This is a genomic window from Paenibacillus albicereus (genome assembly GCF_012676905.1).
In the GTDB taxonomy this organism is placed as follows: domain Bacteria; phylum Bacillota; class Bacilli; order Paenibacillales; family Paenibacillaceae; genus Paenibacillus_O; species Paenibacillus_O albicereus.
Genome location: NZ_CP051428.1, coordinates 3404228 through 3424729, shown reverse-complemented (window position 1 = coordinate 3424729; position 20502 = coordinate 3404228). Strand labels below are relative to the sequence as shown.

General features: G+C 54.9%; 25 protein-coding genes. 24 read left to right on the top strand and 1 reads right to left on the bottom strand.

All coding sequences use genetic code 11. The annotated features are described in order from the left end of the window. Positions 1–5 precede the first annotated feature (5 nt). Complete coding sequence (locus HGI30_RS15300; protein WP_168908350.1) at positions 6–719, bottom strand: hypothetical protein; 714 nt, start codon at positions 717–719, stop codon at positions 6–8. An 83-nt stretch (positions 720–802) separates the two neighbouring features. On the opposite strand from HGI30_RS15300, the gene HGI30_RS15295 reads away from it, so the two are divergent. From HGI30_RS15295 to HGI30_RS15190, 24 genes are all read left to right on the top strand, one after another. Beyond that, entirely contained in the window at positions 803–967 is a 165-nt protein-coding gene (locus HGI30_RS15295) for a hypothetical protein (RefSeq protein WP_168908349.1), read from the top strand. A gap of 114 nt (positions 968–1081) precedes the next feature. Next, positions 1082–1510, top strand: coding sequence for an HNH endonuclease signature motif containing protein (locus tag HGI30_RS15290; protein WP_168908348.1), 429 nt, complete (start codon positions 1082–1084; stop codon positions 1508–1510). A 142-nt stretch (positions 1511–1652) separates the two neighbouring features. Continuing rightward, entirely contained in the window at positions 1653–2000 is a 348-nt protein-coding gene (locus HGI30_RS23650) for a 4-fold beta flower protein (protein ID WP_407944992.1), read from the top strand. A 54-nt stretch (positions 2001–2054) separates the two neighbouring features. Continuing rightward, on the top strand, positions 2055–2591 hold the full coding sequence (locus HGI30_RS15285; RefSeq protein WP_168908347.1) for a phage terminase small subunit P27 family: 537 nt from the start codon (positions 2055–2057) through the stop codon (positions 2589–2591). Further along, complete coding sequence (locus HGI30_RS15280; RefSeq protein ID WP_168908346.1) at positions 2557–4254, top strand: terminase large subunit; 1698 nt, start codon at positions 2557–2559, stop codon at positions 4252–4254. The genes HGI30_RS15285 and HGI30_RS15280 overlap by 35 nt, the downstream gene beginning before the upstream one ends. A gap of 240 nt (positions 4255–4494) precedes the next feature. After that, positions 4495–5748 (top strand): phage portal protein, encoded by a 1254-nt coding sequence (locus HGI30_RS15275; protein WP_168908345.1) that lies wholly within the window; start codon positions 4495–4497, stop codon positions 5746–5748. Further along, positions 5748–6572: a head maturation protease, ClpP-related gene (locus HGI30_RS15270; RefSeq protein ID WP_235680145.1), complete on the top strand. Its 825-nt coding sequence runs from the start codon at positions 5748–5750 to the stop codon at positions 6570–6572. The genes HGI30_RS15275 and HGI30_RS15270 overlap by 1 nt, the downstream gene beginning before the upstream one ends. Then, on the top strand, positions 6569–7996 hold the full coding sequence (locus tag HGI30_RS15265) for a phage major capsid protein (RefSeq protein ID WP_168908344.1): 1428 nt from the start codon (positions 6569–6571) through the stop codon (positions 7994–7996). Before HGI30_RS15270 ends, HGI30_RS15265 begins: the two co-directional genes overlap by 4 nt. 61 nt (positions 7997–8057) lie before the next feature. Continuing rightward, positions 8058–8285, top strand: coding sequence for a hypothetical protein (locus tag HGI30_RS15260; RefSeq protein WP_168908343.1), 228 nt, complete (start codon positions 8058–8060; stop codon positions 8283–8285). Positions 8286–8300: 15 nt separating this feature from the next. Beyond that, positions 8301–8867, top strand: a complete 567-nt coding sequence (locus tag HGI30_RS15255; protein ID WP_168908342.1) for a phage head-tail connector protein — start codon at positions 8301–8303, stop codon at positions 8865–8867. Then, a complete protein-coding gene (locus HGI30_RS15250; RefSeq protein WP_168908341.1) occupies positions 8867–9196 on the top strand; it encodes a DUF3599 family protein in 330 nt (109 codons plus the stop codon). The genes HGI30_RS15255 and HGI30_RS15250 overlap by 1 nt, the downstream gene beginning before the upstream one ends. Next, positions 9193–9657 (top strand): HK97 gp10 family phage protein, encoded by a 465-nt coding sequence (locus HGI30_RS15245; RefSeq protein ID WP_168908340.1) that lies wholly within the window; start codon positions 9193–9195, stop codon positions 9655–9657. Before HGI30_RS15250 ends, HGI30_RS15245 begins: the two co-directional genes overlap by 4 nt. Continuing rightward, positions 9647–10093, top strand: a complete 447-nt coding sequence (locus tag HGI30_RS15240; protein ID WP_168908339.1) for a phage tail terminator family protein — start codon at positions 9647–9649, stop codon at positions 10091–10093. Before HGI30_RS15245 ends, HGI30_RS15240 begins: the two co-directional genes overlap by 11 nt. A gap of 2 nt (positions 10094–10095) precedes the next feature. After that, positions 10096–11172 carry a phage tail sheath C-terminal domain-containing protein gene (locus HGI30_RS15235; protein ID WP_168908338.1) on the top strand — a complete coding sequence of 359 codons (1077 nt, stop codon included), beginning with the start codon at positions 10096–10098 and terminating at the stop codon, positions 11170–11172. A 13-nt stretch (positions 11173–11185) separates the two neighbouring features. Continuing rightward, complete coding sequence (locus tag HGI30_RS15230; protein WP_168908337.1) at positions 11186–11635, top strand: phage tail tube protein; 450 nt, start codon at positions 11186–11188, stop codon at positions 11633–11635. Positions 11636–11638: 3 nt separating this feature from the next. Further along, on the top strand, positions 11639–12037 hold the full coding sequence (locus HGI30_RS15225; RefSeq protein WP_168908336.1) for a phage tail assembly chaperone: 399 nt from the start codon (positions 11639–11641) through the stop codon (positions 12035–12037). Between the two features lie 193 nt (positions 12038–12230). Continuing rightward, positions 12231–14069 (top strand): hypothetical protein, encoded by a 1839-nt coding sequence (locus tag HGI30_RS15220; RefSeq protein ID WP_168908335.1) that lies wholly within the window; start codon positions 12231–12233, stop codon positions 14067–14069. A 4-nt stretch (positions 14070–14073) separates the two neighbouring features. Beyond that, positions 14074–14718 (top strand): LysM peptidoglycan-binding domain-containing protein, encoded by a 645-nt coding sequence (locus HGI30_RS15215; protein ID WP_168908334.1) that lies wholly within the window; start codon positions 14074–14076, stop codon positions 14716–14718. Further along, entirely contained in the window at positions 14715–15785 is a 1071-nt protein-coding gene (locus HGI30_RS15210) for an XkdQ/YqbQ family protein (RefSeq protein WP_168908333.1), read from the top strand. The genes HGI30_RS15215 and HGI30_RS15210 overlap by 4 nt, the downstream gene beginning before the upstream one ends. A 209-nt stretch (positions 15786–15994) precedes the next feature. Continuing rightward, entirely contained in the window at positions 15995–16444 is a 450-nt protein-coding gene (locus tag HGI30_RS15205; protein WP_168908332.1) for a DUF2634 domain-containing protein, read from the top strand. Further along, positions 16428–17471: a baseplate J/gp47 family protein gene (locus tag HGI30_RS15200; RefSeq protein ID WP_168908331.1), complete on the top strand. Its 1044-nt coding sequence runs from the start codon at positions 16428–16430 to the stop codon at positions 17469–17471. The genes HGI30_RS15205 and HGI30_RS15200 overlap by 17 nt, the downstream gene beginning before the upstream one ends. Position 17472: 1 nt before the next feature. Next, positions 17473–17868, top strand: coding sequence for a phage tail fiber protein (locus HGI30_RS23750; RefSeq protein ID WP_456238617.1), 396 nt, complete (start codon positions 17473–17475; stop codon positions 17866–17868). A gap of 11 nt (positions 17869–17879) precedes the next feature. After that, on the top strand, positions 17880–18683 hold the full coding sequence (locus tag HGI30_RS15195; protein ID WP_168908330.1) for a hypothetical protein: 804 nt from the start codon (positions 17880–17882) through the stop codon (positions 18681–18683). Beyond that, positions 18670–20493, top strand: coding sequence for a right-handed parallel beta-helix repeat-containing protein (locus HGI30_RS15190; protein WP_168908329.1), 1824 nt, complete (start codon positions 18670–18672; stop codon positions 20491–20493). Before HGI30_RS15195 ends, HGI30_RS15190 begins: the two co-directional genes overlap by 14 nt. Positions 20494–20502: the final 9 nt, after the last annotated feature.

Sequence of the window (20502 nt, the reverse complement as noted above, 5' to 3'; positions counted from 1 at the left end):
AGTGGTTATTCATTTAGATATTCTTCAATTTGATCTACTACTGAAGCGACGCCTTGGAGAATATCTTGCAGTGTAGGAAAAACAGGTATGTTGAGTTCTTCAAAGACAAAACTTACCCATGCGTCAACATCCTCGACAAGCGCCACACTACTCAAACCATTCTCGACAGTGGGGTCATAGTTAACTCCATTAATTTGAATATTATTTTTGACTCCCCTGAAAGTACAGTTTTTAAATGTTATTCCCGGGAATTCAAGATGCCTTGCGAACATGTCTATTTGCTTTCTTTGTGGAGATAATTTTCTGTGTTTGCTGCTGTTGCTCAAGTCCTGAAGGATGTAAAGCCACGAAGCGGTTTCGGGATTTCGAAAAGTTTGAAGACTTAAAAGGTAATCCCAAAGCTCTGGTTTGTTAACAGGAAGTTCTTTAAAAGGAGCTGTTCTATCTGCCACCATCTTTCTAATCATTTTGTCTTCATGTTCAAAAATTGGGAACTGCGTTTTGAAGGGGAACTCATTCCCTTGACAAAATACAAAGTGAATATGGTGCGCCACGTACTCAAGGCAGGAACGAAGGTCTTCCACGTAATGTTTAACCTTGAGGTTTAACGCGGGAGAGATGTTCTGTTCCTGGATTGATTCAGCATAAAATTTCTCAATGGCTTTTAGCTGTTCTCCAGCATCATAAAGCAGGTATTGAGCGTCAGTGAAAGAAGACATATAAATCCCCCAATGAATAGTTTTGATACAAAAGGTATCACTGATGGGGGAAATTGTAAATAGAAGAGGTGGGAGTAAAGACAATGGATCAGCCCAGCCCGCTTCGTATAGTCACACCCAAATACAACAGTATAGAAATACACGATGGGTATCTCATTCTTAATTCTGACGTAACGCTTGATAAGGGGGAAATTCGTGAAATAATTGATTTGCTAAATCAAGGTTTAGAAATTTTAGAAAAGCAATGAAGGTCGCTCTCAAACGAGTGGCCTTTTTGTTTGCCCAAAATAAAGAGTGAGGTGAAAACGTACGTGGCTCGTCATCCTGAGATCTACGCGAGCGCCGAAAGGAGTTGGTGGTAAGTGCCGAGCAAACTCAAGAAGCCGTGTGCCAAGGCAGGTTGCCCTGAGCTAACTGCAGAACGGCACTGCACGGCCCACGCGAGTAAGACCCATAAGAGGTACGACGACCTTAGAGAGAGCGCAGCGAAGAGGGGCTATGACGCTCGCTGGAGAGAGCGAAGAGTAAGGTTCCTCCAACAGCATCCAATATGTCTCGAGTGCTACATGGAGGAAAGGCTGACGCCTGCGACCGTCGTTGACCACATCATCCCTCATAAAGGAAAAAAGAAGCTGTTCTGGGACGAGAACAACTGGCAGCCGCTGTGTAAGAGGCACCATGACATCAAGACAGTGACCGAGGATGGTGGGTTCGGCAGGGGAATGGGCGTGAGAAGGGAGAAAAGGGCGCTGGACCTCGGTTTTGTCGAAAAGTCGAACCGTGTCGAATGAAAAGGGGGAGGGGGGGGGCAAATCCTAAGCCCCTGACAGCCATAGACCGCGCGTCCAGTTTCGTATAACCGCGGTCAGGTTTTTTCTAAGGGGGGGTTGTAGTATAATTTCTCCAACACATCGAGTGAAGGGTGATGGAGAAATGGAGTCAATTTTTGATAAATACGGACAAGTTCAGGCGTGGCTAAAGAGGGATGTCATTTACTCTGTTAGGGGCGAAGCAAAAGCATTTGTAAGAAACGGATCAGTATATTCGTTTCGTGGCGAACACTTCGGAACTTACAAATCAGGTTTTTTAAGAGACAAAAATGGCAATGCAGTCGCCTTTACTAAAGGTGCAACTGGTGGGCCGATAACTCCTCTGACCCAAGTCCCGCCACTACCACCGGTTTTTTCACTTACGCCCCTCCAGCCAATCCCGTCGCTCCCACCTCTTGCCCCAATTCCCTCCTTGTCGTGGGGAGTTGCTTGGAACGAATTTATAAAATAATTATTGAACCCGTCGATTTAAAGACGGGTTTTTTTATTTGGAGGTGTGAATCCTATGGGAGCACGAGGCCCCAGGCCCAAGCCTACGGAACTGAAGGTGCTGGAAGGAACGTTTCGCAATGACCGTTCGCCAGCCAACGAGCCCAAACCTCGGGCTCCGAACGAATTACCGAAGGCGCCGCCATACTTTGATGCGATGGCCAAAAGAGAATGGAATCGAATCGGGCCCGAGCTCATGAAGCTCGGGCTTTTGACTGTCGCGGACATGGCCTTGTTTGAGGCCTACTGCCTCTCTTACAGCCGGCATGCCACCGCAACGAAGTCGCTCAAGAAAGCTGGATCCATGTTCCATGAATACACCAACAAGGCAGGCGCCACCAACTTTGTGCAGCGCCCGGAGATTGCCGTAATCCAGAAGGAAGCCGCGGTCATAAAGATGATCAGCGCTGAATTCGGACTCTCTCCTGCGGCGCGAGCTAGAATGGAGGCGCCAACCATCCTGCCGACCGGTGGCGCGCCGCCAGCGGGCAATTCTGATTCATTCAGTGGGTATCTGCATGGCCCAAGAAAACGCGACCTGCCCAGTCCTTGAGTATGCTCAGAAGGTCCTGAGCGGCGAGATCATCGCTGGCGAGCTCGTGAAGCTTGCCTGTCAGCGGCATCTAGATAACCTCCGGGACTCCCAACTGAACGTCACGACCTTTGAGTATTACTTCGACGACCTGGCAGCGGCGCATGCCATCGACTTTTATCGATACCTCAAGCACTCCAAGGGCAAGTGGGCGCGGCAGTCTTTCCAGTTGGAGCTCTGGCAGAAATTCATCGTCGGCAGCCTGTTCGGTTGGCTCGAGCGAGACACACAGCTCCGGCGCTTCAGGGTCGCTTACGACGAGATTGCCCGGAAAAATGGGAAGAGCACGCTTGCAGCTGGCGTAGGCAACTACCTGACAATCGCGGACGGCGAATACGGAGCAGAAGTCTACTCCGCGGCGACTAAGCTAGACCAAGCGAAGCTGACTTTTGACGAGGCGTCACGGATGGTCAAGGCTTCTCCGGATCTCCTACAGCATGTCCGGGTCTACCGGAAGAACATGAGCGTAGCGGAGACGGGAGCCAAGTTCGAGCCGCTGGGCGCCGATTCCAACTCCCTTGACGGTCTCAACGTCCACGGTGCTGTCATCGACGAATACCATGCGCACAAGTCCTCCGCGCTCTACGACGTCATCGAGTCGGGCACCTCGGCGCGGGAGCAGCCGCTGATCTTCGTCATCACGACGGCCGGCTTTAACATCCAGGGACCTTGCCATCAGCTCCGCGAATACGCCGTAAAGGTCTTGAAGGGCATCCAGTCCGACGAGACCTTCTTTGCTTACATCGCCGCGATCGACGAGGATGACGATCCATTCGACGAAAGCTGCTGGCCGAAGGCGAACCCGAACCTGGGGGTCTCCAAGGGCATGGATTACATGCGACGGCAGGCGAACAAAGCGAAGCAGCTCGCCTCAGCATACGTCAACTTCCTGATCAAGGACTTGAATCGTTGGGTCAATGCTGTGGTCAAATGGATGCCTCTGCAGCGGTGGGATGCAGCGGCAGGCGTCATCGACAAGGAGAGGTTGCTTGGTCGCAAATGCATCGGCGGGCTCGACCTTTCGACCAAGACGGATATCTCAGCCTTCGCGCTGCTGTTTCCACCAGAAGAGGAGAGCGGCGTCTATGAGGTGCTGCTCTTCTTCTGGATGCCGGAAGAGACGGACTTCAAGGAAAGGGAAGAGCGCGACGGCGTGCCGTATCGCAAGTGGATCAAAGACGGCCTGATCATGACGACGCCTGGTAATATCATTGACTACCGTTTTATTAAAAAGACGGTGCTCGATTTGGCAAAGCTCTATGACGTCCAAGAGATCGCCTTCGATCCATGGAACGCCACTCAGATCGCGCTGGAACTGGCCGATGAAGGGCTCGAGATGGTCGAGTTGTCACAGAACCTGCGAAACCTCTCGGCAGCAACGAAGGAGTTGGAGGCGCTGGTTATTGCCAAGCGCTTCTTCCACGGCGGCAACGAGGTGCTCCGCTGGATGGCAGACAATGTCGTCATCCGCATGGACGCGAACGAGAACATCGCTCCAGACAAGAAGAAATCCTCGAACCGGATCGACGGTATCGCAGCCATTATCGACGCATTGGCCCGCGCACTTGTCTTCCGGGAGAAACGCAAATCAGCTTATGAGAAGAGGGGGCTGCGGAAGCTATGAAAATCACAATCGAAAATCTCCGGGAAGCCTGCCTTGTGGCGGGCTTTTTCCTTCTCGGGTACGGGTTGTGGCTGATCTACCAGCCTGCCAGCTATATGGTTTGCGGCATCCTCTTGCTCTGGCTCGGGCTTCCACCTCGCCGGAAGCCCCCAGGAGCCGCGCAGGGCGTTCCTCCTAATGAGAGCCCCCGCACATAACCCCGCAAGCCTGTAAAGGCGACAGCGGAGAAAGGAGGAGCAAATGGGCGTTCTTTCAAGACTGATTTCCGCTAAATCTGAAGCTTACACCATGGACGACTTTCATCGTCAGGTCGTGGAGCGTGCCCGGGGCGGACAGGTACACTCCGGCGTCAAGGTAAACGAGGAAAGCGCGATGCGCTTCATTACCGTGTACAGCTGCGTGCGGGTGCTCGCAGAAACGATGGGCACCCTACCGCTGGGTGTGTACAAAAAGCGGCCTGGGGGCGGATCGGATCAGGCTGCGGATCATCCGGTCCATGATCTGCTTTACTCGCTTCCAAACGATGAGATGACTACGGTCACCTGGCGGGAACAGCAGCTCGGCAGCCAGGCGTTGGCCGGGAATTGCTATTCTGTCATCACCCTCGACGGGCGGGGGCGGCCTGCGGACCTGTATCCGATCCCATGGACCATGGTTGAGCCGTTTCGAGATTTGTCCGACGGCAAGATCAAATACCGGATCACGGACCGAGGGAAGCAGGAAGTCTATCCAGCTTCAGCCATCTTCCATGTTCCGGGGCTTGGCTTCGACGGCATCATGGGATACAGCCCCATCCGTATGGCAGCCGAATCCATCGGGGTCGGTCTGGCGGCAGCCGAGTTTGCCGCGCGCTTCTATGGGCAGGGCATGAACGTTGGCGGTGTAATCGAGGTGCAGGAGGAGCTCTCCGAAGTCGCATACAACCGACTTCGGGATGACCTGGAGGCGCGCGGATCCGGACTCGCCAATTCGTGGCGACCTTTACTGCTCGAGGAAGGATCGAAATTTTCCCGGATTCCGATGTCTTTCAACGATGCGCAATTCATCGAGAATCGGAAATTTACCCGCGATGAAATTTGCGGGCTATTCCGCGTTCCGCCGCACATGATTGCCAATCTGGAACGGAGCACAAACAACAATATCGAGCACCAAGCGATTGAGTTCGTGCAGTACTCTCTTATGCCTTACCTGGTGGCATGGGAGAAAACAATCAACTGGAAACTGTTCACGGCGGCTGAGCGTCGAGCAGGCTACTATGCCAAGTTCAATGTCTCCGGCCTGTTGCGAGGAGACTACAAGAGCCGGCAAGAAGGTCTGGCGCAGATGCGGCAGAACGGCGTCATCAACGCCAATAAGTGGCTGGAGATCGAGGACATGAATCCAATCGACGGTCCGGAGGGCGAGGCTTACCTCGTCAACGGAAATATGGTCTCGCCTACTGCGGCAGCCGGCCAAACAAAACCAAACTCTGGTGGAGGAGGTGAGAGTAAATAGTGAAACGGTTCTGGAACTTTAAAGCTTCTGCCGACGGCGACAATGTTGAGCTGCGCATTGAGGGCGAGATCGTCAGCGATGACGATGCATGGATTTACGAATGGTTCGGCATACCCGTCGCCAATCCGAGCGCCTTCAAAGAGGAGCTCTCCGCATACAAAGGCAAGGACATCACGGTTTGGATCGACAGTTGGGGCGGCGACGTCTTTGCCGCGGCAGGGATGTACAACGCCTTGAAGGAGCACAAGGGGAAAGTCGTGGTCAAGATCGACGGCAAGGCGGCATCCGCGGGCTCCGTGATCGCCATGGCCGGCGATGAAGTCTACATGTCCCCGGTGAGCATCCTGATGATCCATAACCCTTGGAGCGGCACGCGCGGGGAAGCCAAGGACATGCGCCATATGGCCGACGTCTTGGATGAGGTCAAGCAAACGCTCGTCAATGCGTACCAGATGAAAACGGGTCTGAGCGCAAACAAGATTTCGAGGCTGATGGATGAAGAAACCTGGATGAGCGCCAAGAAGGCAGTAGCCGAGGGATTCGCCAATGGCATCCTCTATACCGATGAAGCGGTGCCTGCTGATGCGGATCCGGCAGTCCAAGATTCGTTCATGTTCAGCAGGCTGGCCATTCAGAACAGCGTCAGCCAGGCCATGGATCGCTTTGCCGAACAGTACAATCGGATCAAGCCTCCGAAGCAAGAGACGCCCGCCCCTGAAGCCAACATGACAACCGAATCAACCACACCTGAGCGGGCGCCAAGCGCACCGCTTTCTTTGTTTGAAAAACAACTCGCTTTGAAAGGGAGAGTGCTCAATCGATGAAAAACCAGTCCAAATTCCGTTTCCCCCTGAATCTTCAGACGTTCGCCGAAGGTGCGGTCGAATCGCTTGCGGAGCTGCTGCAGGCTCGTGCTTCTGTCCATGACCAACAGCAAGCCATCGTGAACAAAGCTAAAACCGAGGGCCGGAACCTCACGGACGAAGAAGAGGCCGAGTACGATCGGCTGGATGCTTCGTTCGACGACTACTCCGCGAAAATCGAAGCGGCTCAGAAGCAAGAGGGGCGCGAGAACAAGATGGCTGCTCGTACTGCAGTGCTGAACCAGACGTCCGGGCAGCCTTTCCGTCCTGCGGCGGTGGCCGGCGCTCCGGTACAGGCGAAACGCCTCGACAACGGCGGCTTCCAAAACCTCGGCGAAATCATCCATGCAGTTCGTTTCGGAGATTCGACGGGCCGTCTGCAGAACCTGCCTGTAGGCCAGGGCGAGGGCGGCGGCTATGGGGTTCCGGAAGCGTTCCGCGACCAGATCATGCCAAAGTTCCAGAACCAGTGGTCGATGGGCGTCGATTCGGAAGGCGGCTACGCAGTGCCGGATCAATTCATTCCGGACGTGCTGCAGATCGGTGCTTCGCCGTCCGTGGTCCGTCCGCGCGCAACAGTCATCCCTGCAGGAGATCCGCCTGACTCCAAGGTCACGATGCCGGCCCTGAACCAAGGCACCAACGGCGTATATGGCGGCGTGCAGGTCCAATGGATCGGGGAAGGGGCCGACAAGCCGGACACGAATGCATCCCTGGCGGAGGTCTCCCTGCAGCCGAACGAGGTGGCGGCCACGACGATCGTCACCGACAAGCTGCTGCGGAACTGGAAGGCTGCCGACTCCTTCATCCGTGGCCTTCTCACGAAAGCCATGACGGCTGCTGAGGACATCGCCTTCTTGACCGGCAATGGCACGGGCAAGCCAACCGGCGTCCTGGGCGCTGCGGGTGGCCTGGTAGTCAAACGCGCGACGGCAAACAAGATCCAGTTCATCGACATCCTGCAGATGCTGGCATCGCTGCTGCCGGAGTCGACGTCCAACTCCGTTTTCGTGGCCAACCAATCGGCTATGGTGATGATCGCTTCCCTGAAGGACGATGCCGGCAACAGCATTTTCATCCGCGGCGACGCTACGCGCGGCCTGCCGTCTACCCTGTTCGGCATCCCAATCGTGTTCACGGGCAAGACGCCGGCTCTCGGTGCCAAAGGCGACCTGATGCTAGTCGATCTGTCCTATTACCTGATCAAAGACGGCAGCGGCCCGTTCATCGCCGCATCTGAGCACGTCATGTTTAAACAGAACAAGACGGTCATCAAGGTGTTCTGGAACGTCGATGGCAAACCGTGGGTCGTTGCGCCTCTGACGCTGGAAAACGGCGTCACGAAGGTCAGCCCTTACGTCATCCTGGACATCCCGGCAGTCTAGTTTATTGCTGTGCAGGCCGGGAATCCTCGGCCTGCATTTCCCTATGAGAGGAGAGGTAAACATGAAAAGGTTCATCGTGAAAAACCCATTTGAAGATACCTTGTCCGGCAATGTGGTGGGGGTCGGAGACGTCATTGAAGCCGATGAGGAAAGGGAGAAGCTGCTTCGGGAAGCGGATGTGATCGGCAAAGAAGTTGTAGAGCCGAACGAAAACGCGGGAAATGGAAATGAAGAGAAGAAGGCTGACGCGAAGACCGAGAAGCAAAAGGCACCCAAAGAAGAAAAGTGAGGCAGGTGATTGGGTATGCTTACGACCCTATCTAAGGCCAAACAGCAACTACTCATCATGCCAGAGGACTCAAGCGCGGACGAACAGGTCGCGCTTTACCTCCAGGCTGCGTCAGAGGCGGTAGAGTTATACTGCCGGCGCTCGTTCGAACTGAAGGAGCGAACAGAGCTTTGCAGCGGGCTTGGATCAACGATGCTTCCTCTTCGAGCCTATCCGGTGGCCTCAATCTTGACCGTTGGTGAACCGGAACAACTCATCACTAATTTTGTTGAACTGGAAGACGGCATGCTGTTCCGGAAGGAGCACTGGCCGCGTGGAATATTCAACATTCCTGTACGGTATACGGGCGGATTCGTGCTGCCGAGCGACGAGCCTGGCGGTCCTGAACCTACGTTGCCCAAATCAATCGAATTGGCCTGCCTGTTGCTCTGCAAGCTCCTGTATTCGGGAGAGTGGGGAAAAGTATCGGAGCGGATCGGCGACTACTCTGTGACTTACGATAAGGGGATTGACGGCGAGTCCCCGAACCTCCCACGGGCCGTACGTGGTTTACTGCGATCACATGTCAGGCGGTGGCGCTGATGGGGCCGGGAATGCTTAATCAGCGCTGCACGGTTTGGCGTGCGCTGCCGCAAAAGGACGAGTACAATTCGCCCATTAATGGTCCTAACGATTACCAGCGAGTCAGCTCCCATCCTTGTCGGCTGTCCCGCAAAAGTATTTCTGCTGTTCGTGGTGAGCCGCAGACAGAGATCGCGGAAGTCTACATGATCTACATGCCTGTTGCGGCCGAAGTCCAGGCGGGTGATCTTGTGAAGGTCCACGGAGCAGGTGAGTACCGTGCCGGTGAGCCATACCGTCCAAACAACCATCATACCGAAGTCCAAATAGAGAGGGAGGCGCCGGCATGAGCTTCAAAATTGACGGTCTGGACAAACTCTCGAAGGCACTCGGCAAAGCAGCCAAGGACAAAACCCGTTATGACCAGCTGCGGTACGACGTCGGGAAAAAGCACCTTGATAACTGCGCCTCAGAAGCACCCGTCAGCTCGGGCCGGCTAAAGGCGTCGTTTAAACGCGAGCTCTACAAAGGACAAAAGGAATGGATCCTTTTCGTCGATCCTGGCGAGACGATCGAAGTTGGCACAAAGGTCTGGTATGCGAAGATGGTCGAGGACGGTCACAGGCTCATCAAGGTGACGCGCAAGAAGACGAAGACCGGCAAGATTCGCAGGTACAAAAAGGATCTCGGCTTCGTGGCCGGAACGCACTTTACCAAGCGGGCGCTCGAGCGAACTAATCGGGACATACCGGATATGGTCGACGATTTTATTGGAGACCTTGGCAGGGAGGCGGGCTTCGATGTTTCGTAGCAGCCTGGATGCTATTCGGCGCTTGCTCAAGGAGACGATTCCAGAGGTCGCGATCACATACGTCAACACGGCGCCGGACGGCTTTGAACAGCCGTCTTTTTTCGTTCAACTCGCAGCGCATTCGTCCGAATTCCTAAATCTGAATTACCGGCAACAACGAATGACCTGGCAGATCGTCTACTTCCCCCGGCTGGCTCGCGGTGGTGAGCCGGATGCCTTTGATCAGCTCGACGTTTCCGATCGGCTGATGGGTGCGCTGCAGGCTTCGCCGGCACTTTCTGCCCCGGATGGTTCCTGTTACTCCTTAGCGGGCATTGACGGCGGACCAAGGGACGGCGAAGTCTACATCACTGTTATCCTGGAAGGCCAAGCGGCTCGGGAGCTTCCGGAGTACGACAAAATGCAAGAGGTCCATCTGGACCAGAATGGAGGATGACAATGCCACTCGGAATGCCGAACGTAAACATCGTGTTCAAATCCACCGCGGCGGCTGCCGTCCAGCAAGGCGGCGCCGGCGTGCTGGCGATCGTGCTGAAGGACAGTTCCGTATCAACTGGCGTCACGGAGTACAAACTGCGTCCAGGCGACGAGATCCCCGCGGGGCTGACCGTCGTCAATAAAAACCACATCGCGCTCGCCATGATCGGTACGCCGGCGCTTGTAAAGGTTGTCGTCATCCCGTCCGCCGCGACGGATTACTCCGCAGCCTACAACTACCTTGAAACCATTCCTTGGAACGTGGGAACTGTTCCTGGAATCGCCGCCGGCGATGTATCAGCAGCTGCGACATGGGCCAAAGGTATGTACGAGACAAAGGAACGGAAGATCACGTTTGTACTGCCGAACCATGCCGGCGATCATCCGGCCATCGTCAACTTCGCAACCGACAACATCCTCGTCGGAGCCACGAGTTACACGACGACGAACTTCCTCGGCCGTATCGCCGGCTTGCTGGCCGGACTCTCCCTGACGGTCGCTCCGACCTATCAGGTGCTGCCAGAGGTCACGGACGTGCCGAAGATAACCAAGACAGACGCGAGCACAGCTATCGCGGCCGGCAAGCTGATTCTTATCAACGACGGCGCGAAGGTCAAGATCGCCCGCGGCGTCACGTCGCTTACGACGCTGGCCGACCCATACGGCGCCGACTGGCAGAAGATCAAGCTTGTTCGGATCTTCAACAAGGTCTATACAGACCTCAAGGCGACAATCGAGGACAACTACATCGGCAAGGTGTCCAATAGCTACACGAACAAGCTTTTGCTTCTCAATGCCATCAACGCCTACTACGAGGAGTTGGAGCAAGCCGGGGTTCTGAATCCCGGTATGAGCCGAGCTGGAGTGAATGTGCCGGCGCAGAGGACCTTCCTCAAAACCTTTCTTGGAGCGGATACTGTCGCGGCTATGTCCGACCAAGCCGTCAAAGAGGCGGATACGCGAGACAAGGTCTTCATCAGCGGCCCGCTTCGTGCGCTGGATGCGATTGAAGACTTCGACATGCAAATCTATCTGTAAGGAGGCATGAGGCATGCCAGCAAATTTCAGCGGCGAACGGATCGTCAGCGGCACGTTCGGAGAGGCCTGGCTTGATGGGGAATATCTCGCCGAGGTAAAGGGGTTTCAAGCAAAGCTGGAGTTCAACAAGGAAGACGTGCAATTGGCGGGGAAGATGGGCACGGATTCAAAATTCATGGGCTACAAGGGCAATGGAAGCCTCCGTCTACACAAGGTAAACTCTCGGCTCATCCGGAAACTCAGCGACAAGATCAAGCTCGGGCAGTTGCCGCGGGTTACGATCCTTACCGCTCTGGCGGATCCGGCAGCCTTCGGCTCCGAGCGTGTCACGGTTAAGGATGCGAGCTTCAACGATCTGACCTTGGCAGACTGGGAATCCGGAGTAAAGGGTGAGATTGAAGCGCCGTTCACGTTTACGGACTGGACCATCAATGACTCTATCGATCCGAAACTGGGAGGCTAATACATGTCTGCACTCGATTTACTGCTGAAAATTGATCGTTCGAAGGTTACACGGCCGACCAAGCGCGTCGAGTTGCCGCGTCTGACAGCCCTCGCAGGAGCGCCGGTGGAATTCAAGCTTCAGGCGCTCACCTACGACGAGCAGGAGGAAATCGCCGAAATCGCTACGTCAAACGGAGATGTAGATCAGGGAGCGATTCGAGCCTTTACGATTCTTAAAGGCGTTCTCGATCCATCGCTCAAGGATTCCGAGTTGCTGAAGCATTACGGCGTGGCGACACCCAAAGAGCTCCTGCTCCATACCGGCTTTTTGCTCCCGGGGGAGATCGCCGTCCTGTACAGCGAAATTTCCGACCTGTCCGGCTTCGGAGAAGGCGCTGTCGTCGAGTTAAAAAACGAATAAGGTCGGATGGTTACACCGAGATGCTGTACTACTACTGGTCCCGGCGCGGCATTCGACCAAGCGAAATCTATAACATGCCGCCCGGAGAGCAACTGCTCATCCGGGCTTTTTACCACCATGAACAAGAGGAACGGGAGCGCCTCATGAAGACCGGCGCCTGGCCGATGCTCCCGTTAATGTGAGGTGAAATCAGGTGCGGCTTACATCGGTCATCAGCCTGCGGGACAACTATTCCGCAGTCATGCAGCGTGCGAAAAAGAACACGGACACGTTCGCCCGATCGGTTCAAACGGTCCGCAAGCAGATGGACGCGGAGGAGAAAAAGCGCCGGCAGATCCGTATGAACAACACGCCGGCGATGAAGGCGATGAAGGAAGTCGAGAAGCGAACCAAGGCAATTCGGAACGCCGCGGTCGTCGTGACGGCTCATGCACAGCGATTCAATGCGCAGATTCGGCCAGCGGTCAATACCATCAAGTGGATGACCAAGACGCCGTTCAAGGTCACGGTAAAGGCCGTCGACATGGCCTCCAGCGGCCTCCGAGGTCTGACCAACACATTGAAGGTACTAAGCAAGCCGCTCATCATCGGAGGCGGCTTGGCTGCAGCTGGTGGAGCTGCACTTTACCAGCAGAGCCTCAGCGGTGCATCCATGCTGGAGCGCCAGATGATTTCCATGACGCACTTCCTCGGAGTTAACAATCCGAAGAAAGGAAAGGAATGGGCTGGGCAAGAGGCGCAGCGATTCATCTCCGACTTGCGGAAAAACGCCGACCTGACGCCGTTCGATACGGATGAGGTCATTGCAACAGGCACACGAGCGCTTGGTATAGCTGGCGGCAAGACAAAGCCCGCCATGAGCCTCCTGCGGCTGGCAGAGGACATGACAGCTCTGACGCCGGGCAAGTCGCTCAGTGACGCCATCGAGGCATTGGCAGATATGGCGACAGGCGAGACGGAGCGGATGAAGGAGTTTGGCTTCAAGATCTCACAGGCCCAAATCAAGGCGGCCGGCGGCGACTGGGCCAAAATCAAGAACGGATCCGGAATCGGGCTGACGCAGATGTTCCGCGGCGGCGCCGAAAAACTCGGACAGTCCTCCTACGGCCTCTGGTCGACCATCACCGGCACGATGAAGTCGGGTGTCACGAACATGGGTACGAAGACGCTCGAATATCTCAAGCCGGAGCTAAAGCGCTGGGCAGACTTTTTGAGCGGCGGCGGAGCGACAAAGCTTTTTGACGCAGGCAGCAATATGATGGCGTCGTTCACAAGGTCTGTTGTCGAAAAAGGTAAGCAGGCTTGGGAATACATCAAGACCACCTTTATCGACAACCCCCAATTCCAGGACATGGACCTGGTCGCCAAAGTGAAATTTGCATTCGGAAAGCTGAAGGAGCAGTTCGACGGGTGGTATGAAAACGAGGGGGGTAGGGAGACCCTTGCCAACGTATCAACAAAGATCGGTGACGTTATAGGCGAGGGGCTGAAAAACAGCCAATCAATCGTCGATGCCGCTCTCCAAGTTGGTAAAAACATCGGCAGCGGCCTTGTTGACGGGTTATTTAGCGTCGTGAAGGATCACCCATTGCTGAGCGGTATTGCGGTAGGGGCGGCTACACCGGGCGGATTGCAAGCGAAAGTCGTTGTTGGCACCACGACTGCAGCTGCAGGAAAGGCAACCAAAGAAGCGCCAAAGGTCGTTGTGCCGAGCATGGCGTTATCTGATGCGATGACCAAAGACGCTCCATTAAAACCAGTCTACGACAAAATCAACGGATGGATTTATGACCAATTGGGCATTAAGCGAGCAATGGGCCAGCACACCGTTCCTCGCGATAACTGGCCGGTGCTGCTGCATCAAGGCGAGCAGGTCCTCACAGCGCAGGAATCAAAAACAGCCGGATCCGCAGGAGTTCGGCCAATTGAAATCCATCTTCATGACCCTATCGTCCGCGATGAATCCGACTTCGCAAGGCTCGCCCAGATGTTTCGCGAGACGTTTGAATCAGTAAGCTTGAACGGGGGGTAACGGTATGCCGATCGACGTTGTGCTGTCTTATGACAGCGGCAAAGAAAAGCTTCGGCTGCCGGTGCCGCCGACGAGTTACGATTTTCAGACCGGAATGGCCCACAAAAGCGTGAACGTCCATAACCTCGGCGAGATTCTCGTGATGGGAAAGCGGCAGCTCAGCAGCATCTCGCTCGAGAGCTACTTTCCAATTCAGGATGACGGGCTTTGTGTCTACAAGGATTTCCCGCCGCCGGTGACGTTCGTGAATACGCTGAATCGCTGGAAAGAGAGCGGAAAGCCTCTCCGGTTACTTATCACAGCCAAAGGACTAAGCCTCAATCAGGTCGTGGTTATTGAATCGTTCAGCTATGGCCATCGACCGGGACCGCTGGACGTTCACTTCTCGTTGACGCTAAAGGAATACAGGTTCGTCTCTGCACAAAAAGCAGCTGCGGCCGGGACGATGCAAGGTCAAACGGCTGCGGTCCAAGCAACAAAGGCGACAGCCAAGGCCACTCCGAAGACGTACACCGTCAAAAGGGGCGATACGGGCTATATTATCGCCAAGCGAGTGTATGGCGATGGCAGCCGGTGGCCGGAAATAAAAAAGAAGAACGGAATCAAAGATGACCGGAAGCTGCAGATCGGGCAGGTGTTGAAGCTATGATTTCGCTCAAGCACGTCTCCCGCACGGGAGTGAAGACGGATTTATCCGGCCTTTTCTTGCGGCTGTCGTGGTCGGGCGACAAGTCAACGGCTGCCCGATCGGCGACTTTCTCGCTCCTGTTCGCTCCGCAGGATCCCAACGTCCCGAGGGTCCCGATGGAGCTCGGGGAAATGATCTTCATCTACGATGATGCCAGCAAAGAAATCTTCCGCGGATACCTCTTCAAAAAGAGCAAGTCGCTGACGGGAAATGCCATCGATTACACCGCCTACGATGGATTGCGGTATTTGACCCAATCCAAAGTGTCCCGCGTTTTCAAAGGTGCGACAGCCGCGGCGGTGGCACGGACGGTCTGCGGTGAGATCGGCGTCCCTGTGGGGTACATGGATGAGGGCGGAGGCTCTCATCGATTTACGGCTCTGAATCGCAGCGCTTATGAGACGATCATGATTGGCTACACGGAGGCCTCCAAGCAGACGGGACGCCGGTATATTCCGCGGATGTCAGCTGGACGGCTGAGCGTCATCGAGAAGGGTGCGAGGACGGCAGGTGTTATGCTGACGGCCGACACGAACTTGACCGAAGCGAGCTACACCGAAAGCATTGAGGATGCCGTAACGGCGGTCCGTATTGTGGACAAGAACGACAACTATGCCGGCGAGGTGAAGGACGACGCCAACCTGAAACGGTATGGACGGCTGCAAGAAATCTATCAAGCCGAGGAGAAGAAAGACCCCTATGGGCCAGCTCGTGCGATGTTGCGCGGAGCGGAGCGGACGGCTAACGTGACGGTCGTCGGAAATGGGCAAATCGATCTCATTACCGGCAATGCTGTTCGTATCGAAGATGCGCTCACCGGACTGGTGGGCCTTTATTATGTAGACAGCGACGAGCATGTTTGGGAAAACGGCATGCAGACGATTACGCTAACGGTCAATTTCCAAAACGTCATGGATGAGCAGGAAGGAGGCGAGGTTGAGAGTGGAACAAGCAAGAAAACACGCAAAAAAAGCGACAGCAGCACCGCCGGAACATCATATAGCCTGGATAATTTCGTTTATCCGTGAAGCGGCTCGAAATGAAGCGCAGCGGTGCTCGCCACGTCTCGGAACCGTCACGAGCACGTGGCCGGCGCCTCTCTCTATCCTGCATCAAGACATGACGCTCGAAACGGATGACCTGCTCATCCAACCGGGGTGGGTGCATGTAGCAGGGGAGCAAGTCATGCTTCTCCCAGCTGCCGGGCGATGGGCAGCCTTTAAGGTGGTGGCGGCGGATGGCTGATGACCTTTTCCCGTTTATCGACGGAGTTCAGGTAGCGGAATCGGTCCAATCTGCAACTGAGGAGCCTGCCGACCTGCCGCTTTTTCGAGAGTACGTCTGGGACTTCTCACTAGATGATTTTGTTCTGAGGGACGGCAATCCGGTTCTGATCGAGGGGATAGACGCCATCAGAACTTGGATATCCAAGACGCTCAGAACAGAACGATTCCGTTATTTGGCCTACAGTTGGGATTATGGACAAGAGCTCGATAGCCTGTTAGGACAGCGCAGTGTTCCTGATCAATCCGAGGCTGAGCGCTTTGTCAAAGAGGCGCTAGGAGCAAGCCCCTACATCCAGTCCCTGACTGATTTCCAACTCCAGCAGGACGCCGACACGCTGTCCATACATTTCACGGCTAACACGGTTTACGGAGGTGTGGTAATCGATGGCTTCCAGCTATGAGGACATTCTGACCCGCATGCTGGGGCAAGTGGCGAGCGGAGCGGCAAAGGGAGAGGGAACGTTTACGTTCGACGCTCTCTCTCCGGTAGCGCTGGAGGTCGCCCAAGCGTACGAGGAAATGGAGCGGATGAAGAGAGTGCGCGCCGGGAGCGCCGAAGATGCCTCCGATGAAGAAGTGAATCTCTTGGCAGCTGAGCAAGGACTGGTCCGAAAGCCGGCCGTCCCTGCCGAAGGAGCAGTGCTGCTGACAGGAGCGGCCGGTGTGGAGGTAGCGGCGGGAGGCGTTGTAGCAACAGCAAGCGGCACGGTGTTTACTATTGACGCGGCAGCGAGCATCCCGGTGTCCGGAAGCGTTATGGCGAAAATCACCGCCCTGCAGGCTGGCTTCGCCGGTAACGTCGCTGAATCACTCATCATCCAATCGTCCATTCCTAACGTGTCGGTCGTCAACTTGGAACCAACAAGAGGCGGCGAGGATATTGAAACGAACGAAGCTCTTCTCGCTCGGGTGGTGGAAAAGCGCACCGAGCCGGCCGGAAGCGGCAACCCCACGCAATACAAACAGTTGGCGAAGACGGTACCCGGCATTGATGATGCTCGGGTTATTCGTGCTTGGGCTGGAGGAGGCACTGTCAAAATCATCTTGATTTCAGCACAAAAGAGAACACCCGGGGCATCCGCTGTCGCTGCCGCGAATGCCTTGATTCAAGAGATGGCCACTGTCGGATCTGTACCGACCGTTGTTGGAATAAGTGAAGTCCTCATCAGCGTGTCGGCAAAAGTGACTCTCGAGCCCGGCGCATCGGAAACCCAGGTCAAAGCATTGGTTCAAGATGCGATGACGGCATATTTCAAAGGATTGGCCTTCGACACGCTCATTGTACGTGCAAGCCGAATCGGAGAATGCATCCTCTCGGCTGACGGCGTGATGGACTACACCGATCTGCTGGTCAACGGCTTCAGCGGGAATTATCAGCTGCAGCAGGACCAAGTGCCCGTTGTCGGAGCAATAAATTTAACCATATGAGGTGATTCCATTGCCAGGCAAATCGGATTGGCTCGAAAACCAAATTCTTAACCACGTGCTCCGCGGGACTGTATATACTCCACCGGCCGCACTCTTTGTTGCTCTCTTCACTTCGGATCCAGGCGAGGCAGGGACGGGGACGGAAGCGAGCGGAGGAGGCTATGCGCGGCAAGCAGTCACGTTTACAAATTCAACCTCCGGAAGCAGCAGCAACTCGGCGGACATTCTTTTTCCGGTCGCAACGGCGGCATGGGGAACGCTCACGCACTTCGGCATTTATGACGCTGCGACGGCCGGGAAGCTGTTGTATATGGGCGCTTTGACACCGTCCCAACCGATTGCGGTATCAAACCAACTCAAGATTTTCGCTGGGACATTAACCGTTTCGGAAGATTGAGGTGATGCCGTATGGCTGAGATCGTAGCGACAGGGAGTTCTAGCGGATTGGCTCAATCCGTCGCCGTCGCCGTCACAATTTTAACCGCGGGCGGTAGCGCCTTGGGGCAGGCGTTTGCATCAGGAGGCGCAGTTCGAATAATCCGCTCTCCTGTTCTACTTGCCGCGGCATCAAGTGCGGTTATGGCAGCGGGAATTCGTCAACTCGCTGCTGCAGGTACAGCGCGAGGGAAAAGCGACTTGTCTGCTCCCTCAGCTGCTCGATATACGATCATGTCGGGTACAGCACGCGGGAGCGGGGGGGCAGAAGCTTTCGTAACGGATCGGGACATTGCGGAGGCTATTCGGAGCTATGTGCCCGACTTCTTGCAGCGTTCTGCCCTCTTCACCGATATCCAATCTACTCAGGCGGTTGAACTAATTCGTCTGTTCTCAATGTTGGAGGGTTATCGGAGGGAGCTTTTAGATGAACCGCAAAGCTCCCAACCTCCGATGACGCTAGGTGCTTATACGAATATGGTTAACAGCTTTTACAAGAGCAAAGTATTGCCTCTGCTTAATGATTATCTGGTCAGAGCGACAATTTATGAAGTTCGAGGCATACCGCAAGAAATTAATGAAATGCGACAAACGGCTGACAAGGCGCTGCCGGCTCATCTGGAATACGAATTTGAACCGACTTATTTGCCCTGGGATGAAATAGAGGAAGTCGCCCTAACGTGGAATCAGGCTGAACAGATCCCGACTTGGGACCAACTTGAGACCACGTTTTTAATTCCCGTAGAGGAGGTGCTCAGGCGCAATGGCATCGAGTAGCACAACGTATCTGAAGATGCACAAATGGAACGGGACGGACGGCCTGCTGCGGCAGGAGATGAATGAAAACTTTCAGAAACTTGAAAACGAATTTCGGGCTCGATCTGTCAACGTAAAGTGGTATAAGGCGAAAGGAGATGGAGTAACAGACGACCGGGCAGCCATTCAATTAGCCATTGATGAGGCCGCTCAAAATGGTGCTAGCGGTGTGTTTTTCCCTGTCGGCACTTATAATGCTGCCGGTCTAATTCCCCGAAGCAACCTGATCTACTGGGGTGTTGGCGTTGACTCCGTTTTGACCTCGAACGGAAACGCCCTGGCAAGTTTTGTAAACGGGAACCAGCCCATCCATGACATTCGATTTGAAAATCTCCTTTTTCTTGGAGGCGTCCAAGATAGTGGAACATTTCCACGTCGCGGTCGCAACAAGTCTCCAGGAATTGAACATGGCATTCGTCTGAGCGGAAGTTTGGTTCCAGGCGAGAACAACCCGGAGATTCGGAATGTTCAGATTAGATCCTGCAGCTTCAACGGCATTTCTTCTTTGCCCGTTTTGTTGCGCGGTGTGTCTGGGCGCAGCCGAGTCATTGAAAACGACTTTTACAACTGCTTGGATGTAGGCTTCATTTGGACCGAAAAGCTGAACTTCAGCGCGAACCATATCGACTATTCGGCGGACAATGGAGTCAGCATTAGCCGCTCGTGCCGTCGAGTGACTTGCAACAACAACATCATTAACTATTCTGCCTATGCGGGTATTTGGCTGGCCGGATGGGAGGACTCTGTCGGCACCAGCGCGGCGGGCGTGGAGAATTTCACATGCACGGGCAATGTCATTAGCTGGTCCGGGCAGTTTGGAATTAAACTCACAGACGCTCCGAAATACGGAACTATCAGTGGGAATCTCATCAATACCGTTTATCGAGGTCCGGTGGATGAATTGCAAGACAACGCGGGAATCGGTATCAATGTTGGTGGGTTCCCTTACCTTACTGCGCCGTCGAATCCTACCTCGTTTGCTGAAGGCCTGACGATCAGCGACAACACCATCATTAGCCCAGCTCGAGGCGGAATAAAGGTGATGGGTTGCAAAAACATCACCATTGCGGATAACCAAATCCTTGATGCCGGCACGCAGTATTATTCCAACGGCACAACGGCAATCGGCAGCTCGAACCTCGACCAGAATTTCGGGATATCGCTTGACCGACAGTACGCGGCGACGATCTCAGACGTCTACGTCCGAGATAATACGATTATTGATCGCAGATCGACTCCGATTACAAATTTTCCGCTCGTCTGCGGTGCCGAGTCCATTCATGTCTACTGCGATGGAAACCGAAGCCGGAATACACGAAATGGCCTGACAGACGGGCTCGCTCCGGATGCGCTTCGGCGGAATCATCTGGAGAATGTTGTGAAGGCGAGCGGCAACGACCAGATGACCTCAATCGTTACGGCCGACAAAGAGGGGTTCCGGCGGTTAGGCCTGTTGAAGCGCCCTGCCCTTGCGCCAGTGCTGGCGGTAGGGGTAGACACTCCATTCGCTATTGCAAAGGCGAGCACGGTCAACGTGGACGACCCGGCGGCGACCTACACGAACATCCTGTATGAAGATGTGCAAGGCGCGCTGAGGACGCCGCGAGCCATTGTCGCCGAAGGAGGGCTGCGTTGTCAGCCGGGCTGGAACGAGGGGCATCTCGTCATAGGCGATTTGCACATCTGGACCGATTTGTCTAATCGACCTCGTTTTAAGTTCGGGGCGCCGACTGGCCCCAATGACGGACAGATGTTCGCGACAACGACATAGAGAGGAGTT

Excerpts from the sequence above, each read along its gene's own strand:
- HGI30_RS15300 (WP_168908350.1), bottom strand. The coding sequence starts at position 719 with ATGTCTTCTTTCACTGACGCTCAATACCTGCTTTATGATGCTGGAGAA.
- HGI30_RS15295 (WP_168908349.1), top strand. The coding sequence starts at position 803 with ATGGATCAGCCCAGCCCGCTTCGTATAGTCACACCCAAATACAACAGT.
- HGI30_RS23650 (WP_407944992.1), top strand. The coding sequence starts at position 1,653 with ATGGAGTCAATTTTTGATAAATACGGACAAGTTCAGGCGTGGCTAAAG.
- HGI30_RS15285 (WP_168908347.1), top strand. The coding sequence starts at position 2,055 with ATGGGAGCACGAGGCCCCAGGCCCAAGCCTACGGAACTGAAGGTGCTG.
- HGI30_RS15280 (WP_168908346.1), top strand. The coding sequence starts at position 2,557 with ATGGCCCAAGAAAACGCGACCTGCCCAGTCCTTGAGTATGCTCAGAAG.
- HGI30_RS15275 (WP_168908345.1), top strand. The coding sequence starts at position 4,495 with ATGGGCGTTCTTTCAAGACTGATTTCCGCTAAATCTGAAGCTTACACC.
- HGI30_RS15265 (WP_168908344.1), top strand. The coding sequence starts at position 6,569 with ATGAAAAACCAGTCCAAATTCCGTTTCCCCCTGAATCTTCAGACGTTC.
- HGI30_RS15260 (WP_168908343.1), top strand. The coding sequence starts at position 8,058 with ATGAAAAGGTTCATCGTGAAAAACCCATTTGAAGATACCTTGTCCGGC.
- HGI30_RS15255 (WP_168908342.1), top strand. The coding sequence starts at position 8,301 with ATGCTTACGACCCTATCTAAGGCCAAACAGCAACTACTCATCATGCCA.
- HGI30_RS15250 (WP_168908341.1), top strand. The coding sequence starts at position 8,867 with ATGGGGCCGGGAATGCTTAATCAGCGCTGCACGGTTTGGCGTGCGCTG.
- HGI30_RS15245 (WP_168908340.1), top strand. The coding sequence starts at position 9,193 with ATGAGCTTCAAAATTGACGGTCTGGACAAACTCTCGAAGGCACTCGGC.
- HGI30_RS15240 (WP_168908339.1), top strand. The coding sequence starts at position 9,647 with ATGTTTCGTAGCAGCCTGGATGCTATTCGGCGCTTGCTCAAGGAGACG.
- HGI30_RS15235 (WP_168908338.1), top strand. The coding sequence starts at position 10,096 with ATGCCACTCGGAATGCCGAACGTAAACATCGTGTTCAAATCCACCGCG.
- HGI30_RS15230 (WP_168908337.1), top strand. The coding sequence starts at position 11,186 with ATGCCAGCAAATTTCAGCGGCGAACGGATCGTCAGCGGCACGTTCGGA.
- HGI30_RS15225 (WP_168908336.1), top strand. The coding sequence starts at position 11,639 with ATGTCTGCACTCGATTTACTGCTGAAAATTGATCGTTCGAAGGTTACA.
- HGI30_RS15215 (WP_168908334.1), top strand. The coding sequence starts at position 14,074 with ATGCCGATCGACGTTGTGCTGTCTTATGACAGCGGCAAAGAAAAGCTT.
- HGI30_RS15210 (WP_168908333.1), top strand. The coding sequence starts at position 14,715 with ATGATTTCGCTCAAGCACGTCTCCCGCACGGGAGTGAAGACGGATTTA.
- HGI30_RS15205 (WP_168908332.1), top strand. The coding sequence starts at position 15,995 with ATGGCTGATGACCTTTTCCCGTTTATCGACGGAGTTCAGGTAGCGGAA.
- HGI30_RS15200 (WP_168908331.1), top strand. The coding sequence starts at position 16,428 with ATGGCTTCCAGCTATGAGGACATTCTGACCCGCATGCTGGGGCAAGTG.
- HGI30_RS15195 (WP_168908330.1), top strand. The coding sequence starts at position 17,880 with ATGGCTGAGATCGTAGCGACAGGGAGTTCTAGCGGATTGGCTCAATCC.
- HGI30_RS15190 (WP_168908329.1), top strand. The coding sequence starts at position 18,670 with ATGGCATCGAGTAGCACAACGTATCTGAAGATGCACAAATGGAACGGG.